A 21,741-nucleotide genomic window follows, 5' to 3' on the forward strand; every position below is an offset into this window, starting at 1 on the left:
AACTTTTGACTAAACAGCTTATTGATCTGCCCCCTTTACTGTTTCTTGACCTGCACTTTTAACGTAGTTGCCAGCATCTTGGGTATTGTCTTTGATATTTTCAATTCCACGGCGAGTACCTTTAGCTACGCCTTCTCCCACTTCCGCAGCGGAACCGCTGACATCTTCACCTATGCGTTTGACTCTTTCACCGAAAGGTGTGCCTTGCTGATAATTGCGAACATATTGCTCTCGGCTGTCAATGCCTTTTTGGTCTATGTTTCTTTGAGCATTTTTCGCTAGGGCATCACCGCGATCGCTTGCAGCTCGATCATCACCTTTTGCTCTAGGCTCTACATCACTAAAGTTGTTCATCCCACCTTCAGGACTGTTGAGACCATAATTTTTTGTAGGATCGTATCGCTTAGCATAGGGTTGAGCGCCAGAGCTTTGTGGCTGGGCTGAAGGCTGTGGTGGCTGTGTTGCTACTCCTGGTGCAGAACAAGCTTGTGCCACAATTAGGAAGATGCCTGCCAAAAAAACAGTTAAAACTTTCACTGGACGATAGTTTTTTAGCCAATTCATCACTCTTTTCATGTGTTCTCCTTGCGTTTTTGTAACTAAGTTAAATCTTCACCACAATAGGAATTGGGATTGACTTTAAGTCTCTAAATCGAAAACAAAACCAGATTTCTATCTACCTACTGCCGGATTTTTTTGTAACTCAGGTCTAGAACTTGCTTCGTTTCCTTTCTCTTTCAAAAAGCCAGAAGCGTCTTGAACTGCTTCTTTTACTGTTTCCAGACGCTCTTTAACACGAGTTCCTAATTCTGGTTCGTTCTGAATCAAATTACCTGGTTCAGGCTTTTGGAAGTTTTCTTCAGTAATGAGTGGCAATTCTCTTTGTTTTTCGACTCGACCTGCTGGTGTCTCAGCACCCGGATAAAGTATCTCAGACTGATTATTTGTGGCAATCAATACTTGTAAATTTGGCTGTAGGCTAGCTGATTCCCTATATTTGGTATATTTGTCTCCACCACCCTTGTAAGGATTGTTTGCGCCACCGGCTTGCACAGCAGGGTTTTGGGGATTTGCACCTTGAGCATTTGCTCCACTACAAGCAGTGCTAACTATTAAGAATATACCAGCCAGAAATACAGTTAAAATCTGACGCACTGGTAGCCTTTTCCATAAACTTTTCAAACCTTTCACCAAGTCCTCCTTTCAACTAATAACAAGCTTTCTCGCTGAACATATTCTTAGAATATACGAGACTGCATTATTATTTATTGTTGACTATATTTAACTAACAAATCTCAATATAAGCTTGAATTAATTAGATTTACATCTAGCGAAAGTAACATCTTTCTTGGACAAAATACATGAAATTGCTCTAACTCAAGAGAGATATAGAATAATATTATGTATTTTGAATTGTATAGTTCTAGTTAATAAATTAATTAGTAGTTCAGCAAATAAATTAAACAAATAATTCATCCTTGAGAAGGATATTAAATTCATCTTTAGTATATATTTTCGTCTACTCAATGCAAGTCAAGAAGACGAAGTTAACTAACTTCTAAAGAAAATTTGTTATTGCTCAAAAAGACAATAAAATTCGTTAAAACAAATACATCAATATATTTGATATCTGAAGGTAATTTTTCAAAAAATTTGGTATAACGCTGATGTACCATATGATTTGAGGTATTCAGCCCTTGGTGTCTTCGCTGTTAAATTACTAAAATGATGAAACGAATTTTACGCTGGATAATTTTGGGCGGGACGCTGTTTTTTTTAGGGAAAGCCCTGAAGGATCACTGGATCGAGGTGACAGCTATCCGTATTGATGGAGTGGGATGGGCAATTCTAGCGATCGCCACGGGTGTAACTTTACTGGCACATACTTGGGCAGGCTGGATATGGACTTGGGTTCTTCAAGAGTTAAATCAACCTGTACAGCCTGCTGTGTTTATTCAAGTTTACCTCAAAACCAACATTGCTAAGTATTTACCCGGTAATGTTTGGCATTATTACGGACGAATTGTCGCGGCGAAAAATGCCAATGTTTCTGCTGGTGCAGCGACTTTAAGTGTTTTGCTGGAACCGCTGCTGATGGCAGCAGCCGCTTTAATTATTATTGTTCTATTTGGTAGCCAATTGGCGATCGCTAATAATAACTTTGTTGTGCAAATGCTACGATTGCTGAGTTTAGTAGCAGTGCTTTGTGTGGTTCATCCTCGGTTTTTGAACCCAGCAGTTAGGTTTTTATCCCGCTTGAAGGTAAGAAAATCTAATACTAAGTCAGCCATTAGTTTAAGTCTCGAACGCTATCCCCTAATACCTTTGTTAGGAGAAGTAGGATTTTTAGGACTGCGTGGTACTGGATTTATATTAACGATGTTTGCCTTGGGTTCACTGAACTCGAATCAAATTCCTTTATTGCTAGGCGCTTTTAGTTTCGCTTGGTTGCTAGGTTTAGTTGTTCCTGGTGCCCCTGGTGGGTTGGGTGTATTTGAAGCCACTGCGATCGCACTTTTGCAGCATCACTTTCCAGCAGCGTTAGTTATTAGCGCGATCGCCTTATATCGTCTAATTAGTATCATAGCTGAAACTGCTGGTGCTGCTTTAGCTTGGCTTGATGGACAACTTGTTAAGTCTTAAGTTATCAGGACTGACGCACGGACTACGATTTTACGTCATTACGAGCTGAGCGTTGTAATCGCAAAAGCTTAGTTTTTCGTCACGAGTGTGTAAGTCCTAATAAAACTGGGTTACGGCTTTAGCCGTAACGCCACTACCCAAACCTCATGAGTCTATTTATCTTCATCCAGCTACTTGACTCATTTTTGAGTATTTCACTTTAACTGAGAAAAGACTCGATAAGCTTCTAGATTTGATTGCGAATTGCAATCAATATCTTCTTCCATCTTAATCAAGTTGTATTCAACGTTTTCTACATAGATGGCAAACATAATATTAAAAATTTCTATAAAATTAATTAACCACTTGCAATTATCCTCTGAATCATTTTGGTAATAAGTAATTAAATTAGCAATTCTAATTTCTAAATGATTACGTGCATCTGGACAAATTAAAATAATTTTCAGCAGGATAACTACTAATGTTAAAGGATGACCCTGAGAAAGTAATAAGGTAAATAATTGCGAAGGCTCTCGTCCATTTTCTATGGTTAGGCTGTCTATCACTCTGATACAAATTTTTAGCAACAAAATATCATTGATAGGTTCTTCATTTTCCTCTGCCTTCCAATATGCTAGCAACTCTTCTAAAGACTGCTTTAAAATATTTACCAATTCCGAATTTTTAACAGATACGAATAAATATTTATGTAGACTTTTTTTGAAATCTTTTAACAATTCATTTTGATTTTGTTTAATAAATATGTTGGCAATATTTTCATAATTGAAGACACCTCTTTTGATCACAATCAACTTAATTATACGCAAAACGTTATCTCCCAAAGCACTGGGATTTTTATAGCGTGTTTCACTAGAGGCAGCAGACTGAGAACGAGCAATGTACATTGCTAACTCAAATTTGAATCTGTTTCTTATCTGCTTAGAGAGTTTTGCAGCTGCCTCTTGTTGCTCTTTGGGATTATTTTTGTCACAATATTGAGGAACTAGTAAATAGGCAATATAGCGATTAGCCCATTTAGTTTTGTCTTTGTTGTCATGTCTATATGCAAATAATTTTAGTCCTTCATAGTCTCTACTATTGATAAAATTGTCTAACCATTTTTTGTAAATGTTTATAGGTGTAGACTGAGTTGAATTATAATGAGAGTGGTAGTTTTCAAAAATGTTAATTAATTCTTGGATATATCTAGTCTTTCTTTGAGATATCCAGTGATTAACTAAAATGTAACAGCAGCGCTTGAGTGTGTCGCAAAATTCCTGCTCGTTATTGATGAAATAGATTTCACTAAATACTGGTCGAATATTTAAATTGACTGAACCAAAATAGTCTATAAATAACCGTTTAAATTCTTGTAAAGCATCCTCTGGTGGACATTGGCTAACAATTTCCACCAATAATTTATAAATTTTTTCTTGTCTAGTTTTTAGGTTTATTTGTTTAGACCTTAACTGAACATCATTTGGATGTTTATAAATAGTTGGTAAATTATTAGCATTCATCCTAGTTTTTAAGACCAATGAATTTTCTGATCCTATTGTTCTCAGCTTACCTTTAATGAATAAGAGGAGCAATCTAGGTGTTCAAAGATTTTGTAATTTTTTTACGGGGATTTGATAAATTTACGGAATCAAAAGCTAAATATAAAATTTAAATAATCAAAAAATTGGAAAAAATACTAAAACTTAAAATTTTAAGCGATCGCAATACTGTATGAGCAATTTGGCATTGAGCCGAGATGCACACTATTACGGAAATTCAGGAAAGTTTCCGTATAATAAGTAATTGCACTGCTTTGCCTACTAACCTGTACCTATTGAGCATGGAAAAACAAGACACTCCACTTACGGGAGAAGCGCTCATCAAGGAAGTCTGTCGCCGGATTCGGGTAGCCCGTAGCTACTGGGATGCTCACAACAATGCTGCTTGTCGGGGTGAACGCGATCGCGCCCTAGCCCTTTACAATACCCTCAGCAAGGAAGAAAAAGAGCAAATTCCGCAAGTATTGCGGGTGTGGCTGCGCTACCGCAGTGAAAAATACTTCGGCGCACACCGAACGCCGCCTAAGTCGGTACGAAAATCAAAATAGACTTAGGCTTGGACATTAACGCTAACAATATCAAAGACATCAAGCAAAGGTGAGTTGTGCCAATTCGTAAAACTTTCACCACCCTAGCAGTTTGTGCTTTATCAACACTCACCATTTCCCGCATTTTATGACAGCTCAATCCGTAAAAGACTCAACTTTTTTGCAACAGGGTGATAATAGCAAATTCGTTGTTGGGACATATATCTTGTCTACCTTCCTCAATGGCGACTTTATAGGACGTAGAGTGATCACACTGACTCAAGACGGCAACTTTTTCGCCATTGACTCAAACCAAGGTGGCACAAAGGGCGTACCTGTGGCTGCTCAGTCCTTCCCCAACAACCGTTTTACTGATGGACAAGGAGTCTGGAAGGTTAACAAATCAGGAGAAATTGTCGCTACTGCATTTAACTTCAATTTCCCAGCTCCAGATAGTACAGCCTCTGTCACTACTGCTAGAGCCGATTATCGTTTCACATTTGATTCAACGACTCAGACAGTGGAAGGTAAATTTGAAATTCGTACCTTCGATTTAACTAAAAATCCTTTAGATAAAAACGAACCTGTGGGTGAAGGTGAACCGTTTACGTTTTCGTTCACAGGGCAGCGTGTCACTGTTGATGAATAGTCACTTAACCTCAAGCTAGATTAGTAATGTAGATGGCTTGCTGGTCACTTTAAGTGATTCACGATCAAAGGTGAAAAATCATAGCAAATATACAGTTAGACCTGCCTATAGTTGCTAGACAGGTCTGATTTGAATCTGGAGTTTTTTAGTGGGGGTGGAGGGACTTGAACCCTCACGACCTTTTAGGGTCAACGGATTTTCATTCTTCTGTAGCTTTCACTACTGCCTGCCAGCTTTAGCAACTTTGGGCTTTAAGAATTGGACTCTCCCTTTACCCTCGACTTTACGTTAGGGTAGCTCCCGTCGAGTCTCTGCACCTTCCTTCAATTTTAGATTTTGAATTTTGGGTTTTGGATTGACTAGCAATCTAAAATCTCAAATCTAAAATTTTTGGGCTTGGCTCAGGATTGCCATGTCTGTCACCAGATTTAGGTTTCCCTGAGTTTGAGAGCATCCACTTGAGGGATTTCTCCTTCAAGGCTCAGTTAGCTAAGTCCGTAGCGTCTGCCATTCCGCCACACCCCCCTAATTTACTTAGGAGTTACTTGTTTTGTAGGGGCAGTAAATATCCCCTTATCTATTTGAACATCAATTGTGTATTTTGTCCAACTAAATTTCAAAAATTTTTTCCAACTAGGTATGGGGAGGCAGTGCGTGGGAAACTCAGTACATAATTTGTATGATTAAGGACGTATATCTTATAAATACTGCAAATATAGTATTATTTACACACAAAAATACAGTTAAGATCTATGTCCTAGCTTGACACAAGTCTAGAGATTTCTATAGTCTAGAAGCTAGCCTGTAAAACATTCAACAAAACCTCAGATTCTCTGTTCTCTCTTTTCTTGGCAACCTTGCCTGCGCCAGTCTCCGTGAGAATAAGAAAGTCTTCATTTACCCTGGCTCGTCTTTGCAGTTAATCATTTTCACAAGTTCAAACAGGATTGCTAGATTCGCAAATTTCATAGCGAAAAGCATTGTAAGTTGCAAAACTCTGAAAGTAATTTACACACCAGGAGATAAACGTATGAAACGTTACCTCAAAAATTTCTCATTGGCTATACCGTTTTTATTTGTTGGAATCGCCGCACTAGTAGCCTGCGATTTCACACAGGAATCTTCTAACATTCATCAAGCATTGAGCAATTTGATGAATGATTTGCACTTGGGATTAATACCACTAGTATTACTCGGTTGTACCCGTGCCATCTATGTTGCTAACCAGGAAACAAAATCAATCTTTACCGTGCGTTCTATGGACTGGTCTGATCCCAATATACCCACAAGTCTATGGGCATCACCTAGAGGTAGCGATCGCACAGCTGCTGGTGAAAGTGATGAGGGTTATCCGCATACATGGAAATCTCAATATAAGAGCGTGGTTGTATGTAACTATAACAAGTCTGCGACTGATGGCATAAACGAGAAAGGCTTAGTTGCCAATCTGCTTTTTCTACTACAAGCCGACTATACGCATCATAAAGAGAGCCAGGAGAAACCGCGTTTACCGATTACTGCTTTGGCACAGTATGTACTGGACAACTACGCAACTGTCAAAGAAGCTGTAGACGATTTAAAGCAGGATCCATTTTTTATTGTTACCTCTGACCTAGCCGTAGCAATGTTAGACAAAAACAGCGAGCGTTTCAATGTATACCTTAAAAAGATAGTGTTACATTTGTCCATTTCAGATTCTAAGGGTGATTCGGCAGTCTTTCAATACGTGAAGGACGAGCCAACTCGCAAATCTAAGTTAATAATTTACTACCTTCCAGACAAGGAAAAAGTCAAAGGACAAGAAACGCTCAATGTGTTGACTAACGGACTGTTGGACAAGCAATTAGACCTTTTAAAGCAATTTCAAAACAAGAATAAAAACTTTAATTGGGGAGATGAAAATGAAGTTTTTAGCTGGGATGATCTGAAGAAGTATAATTCCCGAAATGAGGAGGTTAAAGAGATGAATCCGCCAATGAATGGCGCTGATATTCGATTTGTCCGCGCTTCATTCTACAGCAATATGCTCGATAAAATTGATAACGATACCAAAAATAAAAGACCATTTATTGATGAGACTCAAAGAGTTCCTGGCAAGTCCGAATCTTATAAAACATGGGTTGAAGACTGGTCAAAACACGAAGGTCTTGCCAGAGCTTTTTCGTTGATTCGTAATATGTCAACGCCTTTAAATGTTCAGGCAATAGATGATAACCCATTCCTTGCCTCTACAGTCTGGCGTACTGTTGTAGATCATGGGAATAAGCGCTATTTCTTTGAATTAAATAGGGCTTTATATCCAGTATATGTTGATTTGGAAGAATTGTTTGCTGACTTAGAGACAGTGAAAAAGCTTGATCTGTATGTGCCGCCAGCAAAAGAGGGTGATACAAGAATTGACCTACTGGAGGATCAACTAAACAAAGGAGAAAAGATAGGCAAGGTTAATCATCTGTTTGAAGATGTGAAAGACAATAAATGGTTTTATTTTGACTATCAGAAGCCGTAACTAAGAAACTAGTGCTTCATTGCAGTAATTAAAAGCCAGCCCGTATAACAGGCGTATAGTGCCGTCCAAGCATATTTCAGTTTGGTAATGCTTGGACGGCGTTTACTCCTAGATCATGTTAACTATGGTATTGGAATCCGATTTGATTCCTGAAAACATTTGCGTAGGAAGGGAACGGGGAACAGTAAGAAGGAATAAAAGTGTACTGAGTTTTGTTCAGAACTCAAATATGAGTCCTATATCCAACGCATCGACCAAGTTAGTCAAGATATTGCTCGTGGCATTGTCACAGCTTTCGATGCCGATTTCAAGACACTGCATATACGATGTGGTTCAGATATTCAAAATAAACTAGCGATCGCAGGTTTCTGTGGTGATTTCCTAGAATTTACTGACCCATACTGCCAGGGGCCTGTTCCTTTAGACACTGAACAGTCGCAATTTCTCAACACACGAGCCACTTTCATCTCACAGGCATACGGTATTACTTTCAAAGATGCCCAAAACCGCCTAGAACGAGAATACAGCCAATTGCATCGCAGCCATGAATATGAGCGAGTGGTGCTGTGGTTTGAGCATGATTCCTACGACCAGCTAATTCTAGCTCGTGTTCTTCACCACTTTTGGAAACATCAATCATTTCCCCAACGCCTAGAGTTAATTTGTATCGATTCTTTCCCTGGTATTCAACGCTTTGTAGGGCTGGGACAACTTTCATCTGAAGCACTCCGCATCCTTTGGGAACGACGACGCCCGATAACTCGCGATCGCCTAGAATTAGGACATCGAGTTTGGCTAGCTTTGAGTGCTGCATCACCCCAAGCACTGATGCAGATTGTGAATACGCAAACTCCCGAACTTCCCTCAATGGCGAAAGCGTTACGGCGACATCTCCAAGAACTCCCTTGGATAGACAATGGACTCAGCTTGACACAGCAGCTAACTTTAGAGATTCTCAAAGATTTTAAAGCGATCGCAGCCGATCAACTGTTTACAATACTGGTTCTAGAGAAGGAACCACTTCCCTATTTGGGAGACAGTATGTATTGGTATGTGCTGAGCCAAATGTTGCAAAGTAATTATCCACCATTGGAAATTACTATTGAATCCATAAACCAGCCTTGGCCGAAGCGAGTACTCCAGCTAACCGAAATCGGACAGGCTTTGGTGAGAAAACAGCTGAATTGGTGGGAAATTAGTAATAGCGATCGCGCTGTTGGTGGCATTCATCTAATGAGCGGTCAACCCGTCTGGATGTGGGATGAACTGCGAAATCAACCAATTTTGCAATCAAGTCTACTTTCCTGAGTTTATCCGTTCAGCCTATGATGGAAAACAGATGCACGGAATAATCTTATCTATGTTGTTAGAGCAAGAATCCCTGATTGTCCCCCTGCTGTATTTGGTTTTGGCTGGGGCTTACCTGTTGATCATCCCGGTTGCTGTACTGTTTTACCTCAAACAGCGCTGGTATGTAGCTAGTGCTGTAGAGCGCACCTTTATGTACTTTCTGGTATTCTTCTTCTTTCCAGGTTTGTTAGTTCTATCGCCTTTTTTGAATTTTCGACCACAACGGCGAAAAATTGAAGCGTAAAAGGGATTGGGGACTGGTGATTAGGGATTGGGGACTGGGAATCGGGGATATATCATGTCTGCTTGATTACTTACAAAACCCGAATCACCCCACCCCACCAAAGCTACGCTTTGTTTCCCTGCCCCTAATCCCCAGAGGGGGCCCCGAGTTCCCCGTTGACGGGGAGGGGTTGGGGAGCCAGTGCGTTGGGCGGCTTTGCCGACTTGAAGCATCTGGCGTGGTGGGGTGCAATGACAGTGGGAATCATAACTAATTAACCGGACATGATATTAGGGAATGGGCATAGGACTAGGAATTACAAAAATCTATAACCATATCTCTTTCCCAGTACCCATTACCCATTACCCATTACCCAGTCCCCAGTCCCCAGCACCCAGTACAACGAGATTGGTAGGTCATAACTCTCATGCGACGCATTGATGCTATTGGAATCGGCTTAGGCGTTTTTATCGCTGGTGGCTTGGCATATGTAGGATTACAGCTAGTTGGTTTAGACGGTCAGCAAGCTGGTATATGGAGCCAAGTTTTGCTAGTTAGTGGCTTGATTGGCTGGTTAGCTACTTATGCTTTCCGCGCAGTGGGGAAAAAAATGACCTACCATCAACAGCGGGAACAGTATGAACAAACCTTTTTCCAAAAGCGGCTGGAAGAACTGACTCCCGAAGAACTGGAGAAAATTCAAGCTGAAATAGAACAAGAACGACAAACTCAGGTGTAAAGTCATTGGTCAGTTGTTTGTTACGATTAACTACTGACCACTGACCAGTGACATTTAACTAATGACTGCCATTTCCGATCGCTTTGAAAAATTAGCACAAAATCAAGAGTGCGCTTTAATTCCCTTTATTACTGCTGGCGACCCAGATTTAGCAACAACAGCAGCAGCTTTGCAGATTTTAGACCAAAATGGGGCAGACATTATTGAACTGGGCATTCCTTACTCCGACCCTTTAGCAGATGGGCCAGTGATTCAAGCAGCTGCTACCCGCGCTTTGGAACGAGGCATCAATTTTGATCAAGTGCTGGAAATGTTGCAAGCAACTACTCCCAGTTTGCGATCGCCCATCGTTTTGCTTACCTACTATAATCCCATTTTGCACCGTGGCATTGACAAGTTTCTCCAAGATGTTGCAGCTGCTGGCGTATCAGGATTGGTAGTACCTGACTTACCCTTAGAAGAAGCCGCAACCTTGCTAGAACCAGCCAGTAAAATGGGAATTGATGTAATTTTGTTAATCGCTCCCACCAGTTCACCTGAAAGAATAGAAGCGATCGCTCGTTATTCTAGAGGATTCATTTATTTAGTCAGTGTTACTGGTGTCACAGGTGTGCGAACCAAGGTAGAGAATAGAGTATCAGATTTATTAAAACAGATTCGTAATGTTACTGAAAAACCAGTTGCGGTAGGATTTGGCATTTCCCAACCAGCACAAGCACTACAGGTAAAAGAATGGGGTGCCGATGCTGCGATTGTGGGTAGTGCATTTGTCAAACTTTTAGCAGAAGGTACACCAGAACAAGGACTGAGTGCGATCGCCGAATTTTGTCAAAGTCTCAAATCAGCCATCACTACAACCGACAACAGCACAAATACTCATTCCAATCAAGAAAAATAGCCATCACAAACTTCCTACACTAGAACAAAGCAAAATATTCCTATCCCTACTCCCCACTCCCTACTCCCCACTCCCTTTTTCAAACTAGTAGATTAAAAAAGTATAATAGAGCAGTTTTTTTATTCTGGGTTGGTGGACAATTTGGCAGATATAGTCTTGAATATTAACAGCAGATACCAGCTTGTAAAAAAACTAGCTAATATAGTTGCTTATACTTTGAGTATTATGTGAAGTTAAATTAGGCAAAACAAGATGAGTGTGAGAGTGACTCAGTTACAAATAATCTATAATTACATTGCAATTAAGGGGCAAAAGCCATGAGTGAGAGTATGGCGTTTATCGGCGGTGTCGCCGTAGCTGGGCTAGCGGCTCTTGTATTACTCAAGGGTACAAGTACTTCCCTACCAAACTTCGCTATGACTCCGCAAATGCCCCAGGTGGTAGGGCCAGTAATGCAACCGCAAGTGCCATATCAACCATATGGACAACCACCTTATGGTAGTCAGCCGCCTGCTGCGCCCAATCCTGATCAGCGTGTGGAAATGGAACGGCTGAAAATGGACGTAGATCGTTTAAAAAACGACAACGATCAGCTAAGGTCGCAAAACCAAGGATTGTTGCAAAATTATAACGCCTTGCAGCAGCAAATAATGCAAAATAACCTGCAAAAAGCAACACCAGCAATTCAACCTCAGAACCCTTGGTGGTCTTCACCCATCGTTTGGGCAGTGGGAGGCGCAACTTTAACAATTGGCGGTGGCGTTGTTGTCGCTGGAGTATTGGCTTTATTCTCACCACGCCAGCGTCCTACCCGTACAGTGCAGGTGATTCACCCCTACCAAGGCCCCACACCACCCTTAGTACCTGTACGTCGCGCTGAGTTTCTCCCCTCCTCTCGCACAGAAGCCAGAAGAGTAGAAGCCCCAGAATACGACGAAATGCAATAAATGGGAGTAGGGAGTAGGGAGTAGGGAGTTAAGAGTTAGGAGTTAAGAGTTAGGAGTTAGGAGTTATTTACCCATCTCCCTCATCACCCCTGCACCCCTGCACCCCTGCACTCCTGCACCCCATCAGCGAATTAATCAACAATCAACTTCTCCAACGCCACCTGCAAATCCTTTGTCAAATTGGCAACGCCTTGTCTAGCTGCTTGTCTGTCAGCTTGAGAACTTAACCAGCGTTCAGTGACTGAAATTGGCTCACCCACTGTGATTTGTGCCTGCTTCCAACCTAAACTGGGTCGTCCTGGAAGTGTTGTATCTTTGATGCGAGAAAGCATATCAAAAATCAGCAAAATTGTTTCAGCAAACCGTTCACTGGTTGGCTGTTCCTCAATATAGTTTGCAGTCACAGCCACAAAACTTTCTGCTAGCCGCATATGCCGCATCCGCAAATCTGCTTCTTCGGCAATCCAATCTGCTAAACCGCGTTTGAATGGTGGTAAAGTATTGATGTCTGCCAAATCTTCACGGTAGATGTAATTCCAACCTGCTTCTTCTAAACGGCGACAGCGGTCAATGAAATTTCCCTGTGGCTGAACTCCAAAATATTCCTCGGCAACTTGTAAAGCTTTATCCAGTAAGCGATGGAGTCTAGCAATTAACAGTTCATTGGGACTAGTAGATTCTACAGTTGAGATGGTTTTGGGAATATCTTGATGATAAAAGCGGCGATAAAATTCTTCCATCTCGGTAATTAGATGTTCAGCTAGCCGGCAAAGTCGTTGATGGTAAATCTCTGGGCTGCTATCAATATTAGATTGATTGATTGACTGCACTGGTAAACCGCTATCTGCTTCTAATTTACTCAAAAGCCAATTTAATTTTGACCAAGGTGGCTGAATGTAGCGATATTGGATACCGATAGGGATAATCACAACAGTCTCAGAACGGTTGGCTTTTTGCAAATCTTCCACACACCAAAACCCCATTTGGGCAACACCAGGTTCTAAGGGGCTAACAATACCACTATGACCATTAGTACCGCCTTCGGGTGCAACTGCGATCGGTAGTTTGCCATTAGCAAATAACTCTCGTGCTGTTTGGATGGCTTGTCTATCTAGTCGTCTACCGCGACGAACCGGCACACCCCCGACTTGAGAAAACAACCAACCCAGCCAATTACCAGCCCACACTGTCATTCCTCGGTCATAGAGAAAGTAGCTGTGAACTCGGTCTTGCAGTGGAATACCTTGCTGACGAGCAACTTTTGGCACAATGCGAGATAGTAGATACAGCATACACAGAGGATCTTCCACCTCTGGATGCCGAAATGCTATCAAAAAGCGAATTTTACCAGCTTGGAATTGTTGATAGAGTTCCGCCAATACCTCGGTATTTTTCGCTTCAATATGCACAATACCCGCAGGTAGCCAAGGTCGAGTCCGAAACCGCAGTATCAGGGGCAAAAACCAACGCAAAATCTGGAGTACAAGCGGGTTAAAACGTTGGGGAATAAATTTTAGTGGTGGTTGAGTAGACTGAATCGATCTAGGCAAGTCGCTCTCCAGATTGTCTTTAAGAGCGATTGTACAATATACATTCTTCTGGTGTGAAAATGATCGAACCGCCAAGATGCCAAGGACGCCAAGCAAAGAAACAGTAGGGTGTGTTGTCGCGAAGCGCAACGCACCATCAATGATTTTCGGTGCGTTATAGCAACGCTTAACGCACCCTACTGGCGTGACCGGGCTAAAATAATGCATTAACGTAGACGCGTAAGCGGTGAGCCAGCGCGGTCTTGGGGGTTTCCCCCATGAGCGACTGGCGAACCCGAAGGGCTTGCCGCAGGCTACCGCAGAGGCGCAGAGAACACAGAGATATTAGAAGAAATTTATGCACTAAATTAGTCCGGTTGCGCTACTACTGGAATGTCTAGACTAAAATGTTGCAATAGTTAGGCGCTTTTCAGATATTTCTCGTTACAAATCATATTGAAAGATGCGCCTAACACACCCTACAAAAATTTTATTTTTACTTAATAAATAACCTCTAGAAGCCCAAGTTTTTTGAAAAGTCGGGCTTCTTATTTAAAGTTATGCAACTAAAATCTGACGGATTAAAATACTCATCACTTCGTCAGGATTCCCAGTTAGTTGTAATGGACTCCAATCTCCTACATTTGCGTAGCCAATCATCTGTAAAAAATGAATTGTGCTGGTGACAGTTTTGGGAGAACCAATTAATACATGTTTAATTGGTTCTCTTTTTGGTAATGGCTTTTGCTCAGATGGCTTGATGTTGGCTGCATCGAAGTCTTGATTATCTAAGAAGTTCTTTTCTTGTGCCATGATATAAGTTAGCTCCTGATAAAGGGGTAGAGAAGGCGATTGCAGGCTCTTGCAGGAGGCGATCGCCTTTCTCATGCTTACTATAATATAGTATAAAATTATACTTGTCAACTACTGTTGCAAAAATTTTTGCAACAAATTTTGCCTGCTCAAAAGCTGGTTAATGATAGGTTTAATACCAATTCTCAAAATCTTGGCAACACATGAATGATCTATCTGTAGGGGCACACCAGCTGTACATTGGTGTCAACTTAAGCTGAAATAGCTTAACTGTTGGCTACCTTACCCGCCTCTTAATAAATTAAGTGGCTAATAGCTAAAGATTTCAGCCAGTAGGGTGCGTTATGGACTCAAGTCCTAACGCACCGTAAATCTCTGGCGGTGCGTTATGCTGGCGCAATAACGCACCCTACAAAACTTTGTTTCCCCTCCCCGTAAACGTGGAGGGGTTAGAGGTGGGGTGCAATGATTGTGGGAAATATAACTAAATTAACCAGACTTGGTATTACTGAATCATCTTGATAGATTTACTTTCATTAAAATGCTCTTGCTGCAAAAGCCATTCATCGCGTAGCAAAGCGTAGATATACTCGTCTCGCCAGGCGCCTTGGATGAAAATGCTTTGCTTCAAATGGGCTTCACGCCGCATACCAAGACGTTCCATTAGCCGCACAGATGCTGTGTTACGTGTGTCGCACATTGCAGTGATTCGGTGTAGCTTGCGCTGTGCAAAGCAATAGTTAAGTAATACTTGTGCTGCTTCTGTTGCATAACCACGCCCTTGATAGTCTGGATGAAGTATCCACCCGATTTCGCCTTGACTTTGTTCCTTTGCTGAGAGGTTAATGCTAACCTGGCCAATCATTTTGGCATCGGCTATGTGCTGAATAGCAAAGACAATAAAAACGGGTTTATCGCCAATCTCTACTGCTGCTAGGTGAGGAACATAGCGCTTTGCTCCCTCTTCAGTAATAGGTTCTCCAGGCATATAAGGCAAAATTTCAGGGTGAGTTTGACATTGCAGATAATCATGTAAATCTGTCTCTGCCAAACGGCGTATAATCAATCGTTTTGTTACCACAGGTTCCATACTTTTATTCACCTCTTTTTTCAACGGTTTGTGGGTGAAATATAAGTTAAATTAATAGTGCTGCATTCCAGGATTTGTTAATTTTTTGTAAAAATTACTTTTGCAGCCAAAGAAAAAATAAACATTTTTAGCCCAAGTTTTTTAGCTTATTTTTTTAGGTATGGCTAATTACCTTACCACATTTAAGTCTCACTTCTTTTAATTTGGATTATTTTATTTGCAGAGTTATTTAAGAAGTTTTTATTTTTTAGTCTCATAGCCAAAATTTCAATAATTAATTTACTCTTTGTTAAATTTCTTAAATTTCTTAACTGTCTTAACTGTCTTAATTTATATTTTCTTGCACCAGGCGACTAGAAGTCGCGGCTACACAGGCAAAACCCGCCTGCGCGGGTTTAAAAACCTTGATTTCCCATTAGTCCGCGTAGGCGGACTTCGTTTGTATAGCCAAGCCACTGCGTTGGGCGGCTTTGCCGACTTGAAGCATGTGGCGCGCGATTTCTAATCGCTAGGGCTAGGTGGAAGATGTGAGTTAACTGTCTTAACTGTCTTAACTGTCTTAACTGTCTTAACTGTCTTAACTGTCTTAACTGTCTTAACTATTTAAATTTTCTTCTTATAAATAGTTCTTAACTGTCTTAACTGTCCTTGCATCCATATTAAATTAGTGATATACGTTAATTTGTTACAGCAAATTTCCGAGGAGGAAATAGCGTGTCTACAAATACAGTAAAAGCATCCGATACTAATGCGGTGCCATTTTTTGCCCGCTTCTTGGAAGAACAATCTGCACAGGCAGATAATACTCCTTATGTAACTAAAAAGTATCCTTCAGATTGGGAAGACTACTAAATCTGAGTGTAGCTTCACTCTGAATTAAACAAGTAGTTTTCAGTGATTCAGTCACTGAAAACTAATCCTAGCTAACAACCAAATTCGAGAGTCAATACTATGTCTAACAACACAGTCAAAGCATCGGATATCCAAGCAGTACCATTTTTTGCCCGCTTCTTAGAAGAACAATCTGCACAGCCTGATAATACTCCATGGGCTGAGACTAAAAAGTATCCTTCAGATTGGGAAGAATACTAAATCTGAGTGTAGCTTCACTCTGAATTAGACTTCTTGCATAAATCAAAAAAAAGAACCCCACCCCGCCTTTGACTAGCGTCAAAGTCTCCCTTCCCCTTAGTAAGGGGAGGGGCTGGGGGTGGGGTGTTCGGGAACTTTTGCAATAGGTCTATTGAACAAGTAGTTTTCAATTATCCAATAACTGAAAACTAATCCCAGCTAACAACCAAATTCGAGAATCAATACCATGTCTAACAACACAGTCAAAGCATCGGATATCCAAGCGGTGCCATTTTTTGCCCGCTTCTTAGAAGAACAATCTGCACAGCCTGATAATCAGCCTGCAATCCCTCAGACTCTCAAGTATCCTTCAGATTGGGAAGATTACTAAATCTGAGTCTAGCTTCACTCTGAATTAAAAAAGTAGTTTTCAGTTATCCAATAACTGAAAACTAATCCCAGCTAACAACCAAATTCGAGAATCAATACCATGTCTAACAACACAGTCAAAGCATCGGATATCCAAGCGGTGCCATTTTTTGCCCGCTTCTTAGAAGAACAATCTGCACAGCCTGATAATCAGCCTGCAATCCCTCAGACTCTCAAGTATCCTTCAGATTGGGAAGATTACTAAATCTGAGTGTAGCTTCACTCTGAATTAAAAAAGTAGTTTTCAGTTATCCAATAACTGAAAACTAATCCCAGCTAACAACCAAATTCGAGAATCAATACCATGTCTAACAACACAGTCAAAGCATCTGATCTCCAAGCAGTGCCATTTTTTGCCCGCTTCTTAGAAGAACAATCTGCACAGGCAGATAATACTCCCTATACGACTAAAAAGTATCCTTCAGATTGGGAAGAATACTAAATCTGAGTGTAGCTTCACTCTGAATTAAAAAAGTAGTTTTCAGTTATTGAATAACTGAAAACTCATCCAAGCTAACAACCAAATTCGAGAGCAAATCTTATGTCTACAAGCGCAGCATTGGATATCCAAGCAGTGCCATTCTTCGCTCGCTTCTTGGTAGAAGAAGAACCACCAAAGCCATCAGAAGAAGAACCAACGCCTATCCCAATCTGGACTCTAAAGTGGCCTTCAGATTGGGAAGAACGCTAAATCAGTTTTGTTTGCTGATAACTGATGACTGATTACTGTTATCGGTCATCGGTCGGCTAGCGTCTGCTCAAGCGAAGGAGTACATAAGTGATTCATATATGTGTGCTTTAGCTTATCATGCTTTGCTAGAAGAGTAAAGTTTTGATGGCTGATGACTGATGACTGATGGCTGTCATGAGTAATGAACTTTTTAAATTTGCTTGAGCTTAAATTTAAAGTGCATTTGTCTATCAAATAGTCTGTTATTTGCGTTAGCCAGAGGCATAACACACATAACAAAATAAAATTTGGGCTGATTAGAGTTCAGTATCGCCAGAGATTTGCGGTGCGTTATGGACTATCGTCCATAACGCACCCTACAAAACTACGGTGTACACACAAGTGGGATTTACCCCCCTTAATCCCCCCTTGTAAAGGGGGGAAATTAGAGATTCGGTTCCCTCTCCTTGATAAGGGGAGGGTTAGGGTGGGGTGTAGTTGATCAATTTGCAATCTGCTGTAATTTTTTTAAAGAAAATTTATTATGCACCTGTCGCGTGATGTTGTATTATTAATCACTCATAGTGGTGATTTCTTCACAATAGATAGAGTAACGGAAGCCATATCAAAAAGAGGGGCGCAACCGTTCCGCCTCGATACTGATTTGTTTCCCCTGGAAGTGCAATTAACAGCACAATTTGACAATTCCAAAAGCTATCACACCATAGAATATGGCAGCCACTCTATCAGCACAGAGCAGGTGCAGGCTGTATGGTTGCGGCGCATTTGGGAGCCAAAACTGGGTGCAGAATTGGCTCCACAGTTCCAACAAGCTTGTGTTAGAGAATCACGAGCGACTTTAAATGGTTTTTGGGATAGCCTCAAAGATGCTCGTTGGGTGGATCATATAGATCGCGTAGATGCTGCACAAGATAAACTGCGTCAGTTGCGGGTTGCGTCTGAAGTCGGTTTGACGATTCCCAAGACGCTTGTCACTAACAAAGCTGAAGCAGCACGGGAGTTTTTCCAGCAAGTCAAGGGGAAAATGGTGAGCAAATTATTAACTCATCTTTCCCACAGTATGCAACCTACCGCCTCGTCGTCGTTTCTTTACACCAGCGCGGTGAAAGAAGAAGACTTACAAGATGCTGAGTCTTTGCGCTATTGTCCGATGGTTTTTCAAGAGCAAATTCCTAAGCATTTAGAATTGCGCGTGGTGTATGTGAATGGCAAAGTATTTGTGGGGGCGCTAGATGCTGGTATTTATGCAGCATCTAAAGCTGATTGGCGTAAACCTGGTGTTGATGTTGGCGCATGGCTACACCATGAGCTTCCTGATGAAGTAGTGCGTCGTCTGCAAGCTTTTATGGGTAAATTTGGGCTGTTGTTTGGCTCGTTGGATTTCATTCTGACACCATCAGGAGAATATGTGTTTTTGGAAAATAATCCCGCAGGAGAGTGGGGAATGATCGAGAGAGATTTAGACTTGCCGATCGCTAGTGCGATCGCAGATGCGCTACTTGAAAAAAGGGATGAAGGCTAGTAGCGAGTTGCAGGTGAGGGAGATGAGGGGGATGAGGGGGATGAGGGAGATGAGGGGGTTTAATAATTTTGACTTTTGACTTTCCCCTTTTGGGGCTGGTGTTAATCCTAAATCCAAAATCTAAAATCCAAAATCTAAAATCAAATGACAGTATTAATAGTTACTTTTAGCAAAGACAACGAAAGTATTCCTCTAGTAATGGAAGCAATTGAGGCTAGAGGCGAAAAAGCATTTCGTTTTGACACAGATAGATATCCCACGGAAGTCAAGCTGGATATTTACTCCGGTGATACTGAACGGGTAATTATTACTGATGGCGAACAGCAGATCGATTTGAGTGAAGTTACCTCTGTTTGGTATCGCCGGATGCGCTACGGGCTAAAAATCCCCGAATCAATGGACAAGCAGTATAGAGAAGCATCAATTAATGAATGTCGCGCCACTGTTAGGGGTATGATTGCCAGCCTGAAAGGATTCCACTTCGACAAAATGATCAATGTGGATCGGGCTAATAATAAACAACTACAGTTGCAAGTTGCACGAGAAGTAGGACTGCTTACTCCACGCACTTTAACTACAAACAATCCAGAAGCAGTTAAGCAATTTGCTTTGGAGTGTAAAGACCAAGGTATAATCACAAAAATGCTTTCTTCCTTTGCTATTTTTGGCGATCGCGGGGAAGAGTTCGTTGTGTTTACGACTCCAATTACAGATGATGATTTGGAGAATCTCGAAGGACTGCGTTTTTGTCCGATGACGTTTCAGGAAAACGTGCCAAAGGCGCTGGAGTTACGGACGACTATTGTCGGACACCAGCTATTTACTGCCGCAGTAGATTCTCAAAGTTTGGAGGGTTCTACTTACGATTGGCGTAAAGAAGGTAGAGCCTTAGTTAAGAATTGGCAACCCTACACCTTGCCAGAAGATGTTGAGAAAAAGCTGCTCAAACTGATGGAGCATTTTGGCTTGAACTATGGGGCTATTGATATTATTGTCACTCCCGATGGTCGCCATGTATTCCTTGAGGTTAACCCAGTTGGCGAATTTTTCTGGACGGAGGTATATTCACCACACTACCCGATTTCGCAGGCGATCGCAGAAATTCTACTTACTCAAAAATAGGGCATAGGGGAAACAATTGATGAGGGAGCAGGCGAAGATTAGGAAAGCAAAATCCCCCTCATCCCCCTCATCCCCACGGCAGTTGCTCCACTTGGGGAAACCCCAAGACCGCACTGCCTCCTCATCTTCTTTTTGGAGGAAGTAACTAATGTCAAAGTCTGAGTTTGATTTTGAAAGAATACTTAATCCGATAGACGCCAAAACTTTTTTTAGTGAATATTGGGAAAAACGCCATTGTCTTATTTCCAGAACTGAGCCGGATTACTATTCTCATCTTCTTTCATTGAAAGATATTGACTCGATTATCCTCTCTCATGGTTCTAACCTTTCGGATGTTGATCTGATCAAGGAAAACTCTTATTTGATTCGTGATGGAGTTGTTGATTTTAAGCAGTTATACAAAGCCTACTCTCAGGGTTATACTCTGAGAATTGGGAGAATTCACGAGCATTCGCAACCCATAGCAGCTTTACGCACAAAATTACAAGTTTTTTTCAATCATCCTGTGGGTATCAATCTGTATATGTCGCCCAAAAATTCGCAGGGTTTTCAGGCACATTTTGATACACATGAAGTTTTTATTTTGCAGGTTGAAGGCTCAAAGAACTGGCGTATTTATGATTCTCCTATAACTTTGCCTCTAATTTCTGATCTAAAATATCAGGAAAAGTTCAAGAATCAACTGACATCTCCTGTAGCAGAATTTACCCTGAATGCTGGCGATTTATTATATATACCTCGTGGCTATATTCATGAAGTATATACTTCTGACTCTTTTTCTATGCATTTGACAGTTGGTATCCATACCTATAAATGGTTTGACTTAATAAATAGTGCCGTTAATTTAATAGCTCAAAAAGATGTTCGTTTTCGAGAGTCACTACCGATAGGTTTTATGCAGCACGGCGAAGCCAAGGTATCTTTAAAAGAGCAATTCCAAGAACTCTTACAAATCCTGGCAGACAAATCAGAAGTTGAGGTTGCAGTTGAAGAAATTACCCAACGTTTTATAGGAGAAATTTCTCCATTAGCTGATGGACAGTTTTATCAGCTAGAAAATGTTGATAAATTGACTCTAGATACAACTGTTAAAAAAAGAGAAGGCATATATCGCTTTATTAAAACAATCGGTCAAGTGGGGATTCAATTTGCAGGGAACACCGTGATGGAGTCAAACAGATCAGAGCGAGCGATTCGCTTCATTTTGGATTCTGAAGAGTTTGCTATCAAAGAAATACCAGGTCTTGTTGATAATAGCAAGTTAACCTTAGTACGTCGCTTAATCCAAGAGGGAGTATTAACTACTGTCTAAAGTTTTTAGTAGGTTGTCAGTTGTCAGTAGTAAGGGTTTCAGATATATTTACGTCTTGTAACCTAATCATGTTTGTTTTTAATCAGTTAGTTATTTTTATTTATCGTTGTCAATCTATAAAGTGAGTTGAATTTGACTT

The 21,741-nt window shown here is 41.0% G+C and carries 24 protein-coding genes; 18 read left to right on the forward strand and 6 right to left on the reverse strand.

Translation table 11 applies throughout. The features are described 5' to 3' along the window. Positions 1-18: 18 nt before the first annotated feature. Both I8748_RS10440 and I8748_RS10445 read right to left on the reverse strand, forming a co-directional pair. Complete coding sequence (locus I8748_RS10440; RefSeq protein WP_198124514.1) at positions 19-576, reverse strand: DUF6658 family protein; 558 nt, start codon at positions 574-576, stop codon at positions 19-21. Between the two features lie 96 nt (positions 577-672). Then, a complete protein-coding gene (locus I8748_RS10445) occupies positions 673-1,191 on the reverse strand; it encodes a DUF6658 family protein (protein ID WP_198124515.1) in 519 nt (172 codons plus the stop codon). 534 nt (positions 1,192-1,725) lie between these two features. Here I8748_RS10445 and I8748_RS10450 point away from each other — a divergent pair. Beyond that, positions 1,726-2,643 (forward strand): lysylphosphatidylglycerol synthase domain-containing protein, encoded by a 918-nt coding sequence (locus tag I8748_RS10450; protein ID WP_198124516.1) that lies wholly within the window; start codon positions 1,726-1,728, stop codon positions 2,641-2,643. 194 nt (positions 2,644-2,837) lie between these two features. Here I8748_RS10450 and I8748_RS10455 read toward each other — a convergent pair whose 3' ends face one another. Then, positions 2,838-4,142 carry a hypothetical protein gene (locus I8748_RS10455; protein WP_198124517.1) on the reverse strand — a complete coding sequence of 435 codons (1,305 nt, stop codon included), beginning with the start codon at positions 4,140-4,142 and terminating at the stop codon, positions 2,838-2,840. A gap of 320 nt (positions 4,143-4,462) precedes the next feature. Here I8748_RS10455 and I8748_RS10460 point away from each other — a divergent pair, with 320 nt between their 5' ends. The 8 genes from I8748_RS10460 to I8748_RS10495 all read left to right on the forward strand — a co-directional run bounded on the left by I8748_RS10460 (position 4,463) and on the right by I8748_RS10495 (position 12,023). Beyond that, on the forward strand, positions 4,463-4,729 hold the full coding sequence (locus I8748_RS10460; RefSeq protein ID WP_198124518.1) for an SAM-dependent methyltransferase: 267 nt from the start codon (positions 4,463-4,465) through the stop codon (positions 4,727-4,729). A gap of 127 nt (positions 4,730-4,856) precedes the next feature. After that, positions 4,857-5,357 (forward strand): hypothetical protein, encoded by a 501-nt coding sequence (locus tag I8748_RS10465; RefSeq protein WP_198124519.1) that lies wholly within the window; start codon positions 4,857-4,859, stop codon positions 5,355-5,357. 1,030 nt (positions 5,358-6,387) lie between these two features. Then, positions 6,388-7,866, forward strand: coding sequence for a linear amide C-N hydrolase (locus I8748_RS10470; protein ID WP_198124520.1), 1,479 nt, complete (start codon positions 6,388-6,390; stop codon positions 7,864-7,866). 321 nt (positions 7,867-8,187) lie between these two features. Next, complete coding sequence (locus I8748_RS10475; RefSeq protein WP_318781207.1) at positions 8,188-9,174, forward strand: DUF1835 domain-containing protein; 987 nt, start codon at positions 8,188-8,190, stop codon at positions 9,172-9,174. A 52-nt stretch (positions 9,175-9,226) separates the two neighbouring features. Beyond that, positions 9,227-9,460 carry an NAD(P)H-quinone oxidoreductase subunit L gene (gene ndhL / locus I8748_RS10480; protein ID WP_263975730.1) on the forward strand — a complete coding sequence of 78 codons (234 nt, stop codon included), beginning with the start codon at positions 9,227-9,229 and terminating at the stop codon, positions 9,458-9,460. 406 nt (positions 9,461-9,866) lie between these two features. Then, the gene (locus I8748_RS10485; RefSeq protein WP_198124521.1) at positions 9,867-10,178 is read left to right on the forward strand and encodes a DUF3007 family protein; all 312 of its coding nucleotides are present in this window, start codon (positions 9,867-9,869) and stop codon (positions 10,176-10,178) included. 61 nt (positions 10,179-10,239) lie between these two features. Further along, complete coding sequence (trpA, locus tag I8748_RS10490) at positions 10,240-11,076, forward strand: tryptophan synthase subunit alpha (protein ID WP_198124522.1); 837 nt, start codon at positions 10,240-10,242, stop codon at positions 11,074-11,076. A 317-nt stretch (positions 11,077-11,393) separates the two neighbouring features. Then, positions 11,394-12,023, forward strand: coding sequence for a heterocyst differentiation related protein (locus tag I8748_RS10495; protein ID WP_198124523.1), 630 nt, complete (start codon positions 11,394-11,396; stop codon positions 12,021-12,023). A 131-nt stretch (positions 12,024-12,154) separates the two neighbouring features. Here I8748_RS10495 and I8748_RS10500 read toward each other — a convergent pair whose 3' ends face one another. The 3 genes from I8748_RS10500 to I8748_RS10510 all read right to left on the reverse strand — a co-directional run bounded on the left by I8748_RS10500 (position 12,155) and on the right by I8748_RS10510 (position 15,455). Then, the gene (locus I8748_RS10500) at positions 12,155-13,573 is read right to left on the reverse strand and encodes a lysophospholipid acyltransferase family protein (protein ID WP_198124524.1); all 1,419 of its coding nucleotides are present in this window, start codon (positions 13,571-13,573) and stop codon (positions 12,155-12,157) included. 537 nt (positions 13,574-14,110) lie between these two features. Then, positions 14,111-14,365: a hypothetical protein gene (locus I8748_RS10505; RefSeq protein WP_214662503.1), complete on the reverse strand. Its 255-nt coding sequence runs from the start codon at positions 14,363-14,365 to the stop codon at positions 14,111-14,113. A gap of 505 nt (positions 14,366-14,870) precedes the next feature. Beyond that, positions 14,871-15,455, reverse strand: coding sequence for a GNAT family N-acetyltransferase (locus I8748_RS10510; RefSeq protein ID WP_198124525.1), 585 nt, complete (start codon positions 15,453-15,455; stop codon positions 14,871-14,873). 714 nt (positions 15,456-16,169) lie between these two features. Here I8748_RS10510 and I8748_RS10515 point away from each other — a divergent pair. The 9 genes from I8748_RS10515 (at position 16,170) to I8748_RS10555 (ending at position 21,602) form a co-directional block, all read left to right on the forward strand. Then, positions 16,170-16,307: a microviridin/marinostatin family tricyclic proteinase inhibitor gene (locus I8748_RS10515; protein WP_198124526.1), complete on the forward strand. Its 138-nt coding sequence runs from the start codon at positions 16,170-16,172 to the stop codon at positions 16,305-16,307. 99 nt (positions 16,308-16,406) lie between these two features. Continuing rightward, the gene (locus I8748_RS10520; RefSeq protein ID WP_198124527.1) at positions 16,407-16,547 is read left to right on the forward strand and encodes a microviridin/marinostatin family tricyclic proteinase inhibitor; all 141 of its coding nucleotides are present in this window, start codon (positions 16,407-16,409) and stop codon (positions 16,545-16,547) included. Positions 16,548-16,773: 226 nt separating this feature from the next. Beyond that, on the forward strand, positions 16,774-16,917 hold the full coding sequence (locus tag I8748_RS10525; RefSeq protein WP_198124528.1) for a microviridin/marinostatin family tricyclic proteinase inhibitor: 144 nt from the start codon (positions 16,774-16,776) through the stop codon (positions 16,915-16,917). A gap of 99 nt (positions 16,918-17,016) precedes the next feature. Beyond that, complete coding sequence (locus tag I8748_RS10530) at positions 17,017-17,160, forward strand: microviridin/marinostatin family tricyclic proteinase inhibitor (RefSeq protein WP_198124528.1); 144 nt, start codon at positions 17,017-17,019, stop codon at positions 17,158-17,160. Between the two features lie 99 nt (positions 17,161-17,259). After that, a complete protein-coding gene (locus tag I8748_RS10535; RefSeq protein ID WP_198124529.1) occupies positions 17,260-17,397 on the forward strand; it encodes a microviridin/marinostatin family tricyclic proteinase inhibitor in 138 nt (45 codons plus the stop codon). Between the two features lie 99 nt (positions 17,398-17,496). Then, positions 17,497-17,646 (forward strand): microviridin/marinostatin family tricyclic proteinase inhibitor, encoded by a 150-nt coding sequence (locus tag I8748_RS10540; protein ID WP_198124530.1) that lies wholly within the window; start codon positions 17,497-17,499, stop codon positions 17,644-17,646. Positions 17,647-18,169: 523 nt separating this feature from the next. Further along, a complete protein-coding gene (locus tag I8748_RS10545) occupies positions 18,170-19,168 on the forward strand; it encodes an MvdC family ATP-grasp ribosomal peptide maturase (protein ID WP_198124531.1) in 999 nt (332 codons plus the stop codon). A gap of 144 nt (positions 19,169-19,312) precedes the next feature. Further along, positions 19,313-20,290, forward strand: a complete 978-nt coding sequence (locus I8748_RS10550) for an MvdD family ATP-grasp ribosomal peptide maturase (RefSeq protein ID WP_198124532.1) — start codon at positions 19,313-19,315, stop codon at positions 20,288-20,290. Positions 20,291-20,438: 148 nt separating this feature from the next. Next, positions 20,439-21,602, forward strand: coding sequence for a cupin domain-containing protein (locus I8748_RS10555; protein WP_198124533.1), 1,164 nt, complete (start codon positions 20,439-20,441; stop codon positions 21,600-21,602). Positions 21,603-21,741: the final 139 nt, after the last annotated feature.

Origin of the sequence: Amazonocrinis nigriterrae CENA67, assembly GCF_016056305.1 — a bacterium.
Taxonomy (GTDB): domain Bacteria; phylum Cyanobacteriota; class Cyanobacteriia; order Cyanobacteriales; family Nostocaceae; genus Amazonocrinis; species Amazonocrinis nigriterrae.

Excerpts from the sequence above, each read along its gene's own strand:
- I8748_RS10440 (WP_198124514.1), bottom strand. The coding sequence starts at position 576 with ATGAAAAGAGTGATGAATTGGCTAAAAAACTATCGTCCAGTGAAAGTT.
- I8748_RS10450 (WP_198124516.1), top strand. The coding sequence starts at position 1,726 with ATGATGAAACGAATTTTACGCTGGATAATTTTGGGCGGGACGCTGTTT.
- I8748_RS10455 (WP_198124517.1), bottom strand. The coding sequence starts at position 4,142 with ATGAATGCTAATAATTTACCAACTATTTATAAACATCCAAATGATGTT.
- I8748_RS10460 (WP_198124518.1), top strand. The coding sequence starts at position 4,463 with ATGGAAAAACAAGACACTCCACTTACGGGAGAAGCGCTCATCAAGGAA.
- I8748_RS10465 (WP_198124519.1), top strand. The coding sequence starts at position 4,857 with ATGACAGCTCAATCCGTAAAAGACTCAACTTTTTTGCAACAGGGTGAT.
- I8748_RS10470 (WP_198124520.1), top strand. The coding sequence starts at position 6,388 with ATGAAACGTTACCTCAAAAATTTCTCATTGGCTATACCGTTTTTATTT.
- ndhL (WP_263975730.1), top strand. The coding sequence starts at position 9,227 with ATGTTGTTAGAGCAAGAATCCCTGATTGTCCCCCTGCTGTATTTGGTT.
- I8748_RS10485 (WP_198124521.1), top strand. The coding sequence starts at position 9,867 with ATGCGACGCATTGATGCTATTGGAATCGGCTTAGGCGTTTTTATCGCT.
- trpA (WP_198124522.1), top strand. The coding sequence starts at position 10,240 with ATGACTGCCATTTCCGATCGCTTTGAAAAATTAGCACAAAATCAAGAG.
- I8748_RS10495 (WP_198124523.1), top strand. The coding sequence starts at position 11,394 with ATGAGTGAGAGTATGGCGTTTATCGGCGGTGTCGCCGTAGCTGGGCTA.
- I8748_RS10505 (WP_214662503.1), bottom strand. The coding sequence starts at position 14,365 with ATGGCACAAGAAAAGAACTTCTTAGATAATCAAGACTTCGATGCAGCC.
- I8748_RS10510 (WP_198124525.1), bottom strand. The coding sequence starts at position 15,455 with ATGGAACCTGTGGTAACAAAACGATTGATTATACGCCGTTTGGCAGAG.
- I8748_RS10520 (WP_198124527.1), top strand. The coding sequence starts at position 16,407 with ATGTCTAACAACACAGTCAAAGCATCGGATATCCAAGCAGTACCATTT.
- I8748_RS10525 (WP_198124528.1), top strand. The coding sequence starts at position 16,774 with ATGTCTAACAACACAGTCAAAGCATCGGATATCCAAGCGGTGCCATTT.
- I8748_RS10530 (WP_198124528.1), top strand. The coding sequence starts at position 17,017 with ATGTCTAACAACACAGTCAAAGCATCGGATATCCAAGCGGTGCCATTT.
- I8748_RS10535 (WP_198124529.1), top strand. The coding sequence starts at position 17,260 with ATGTCTAACAACACAGTCAAAGCATCTGATCTCCAAGCAGTGCCATTT.
- I8748_RS10540 (WP_198124530.1), top strand. The coding sequence starts at position 17,497 with ATGTCTACAAGCGCAGCATTGGATATCCAAGCAGTGCCATTCTTCGCT.
- I8748_RS10545 (WP_198124531.1), top strand. The coding sequence starts at position 18,170 with ATGCACCTGTCGCGTGATGTTGTATTATTAATCACTCATAGTGGTGAT.
- I8748_RS10550 (WP_198124532.1), top strand. The coding sequence starts at position 19,313 with ATGACAGTATTAATAGTTACTTTTAGCAAAGACAACGAAAGTATTCCT.
- I8748_RS10555 (WP_198124533.1), top strand. The coding sequence starts at position 20,439 with ATGTCAAAGTCTGAGTTTGATTTTGAAAGAATACTTAATCCGATAGAC.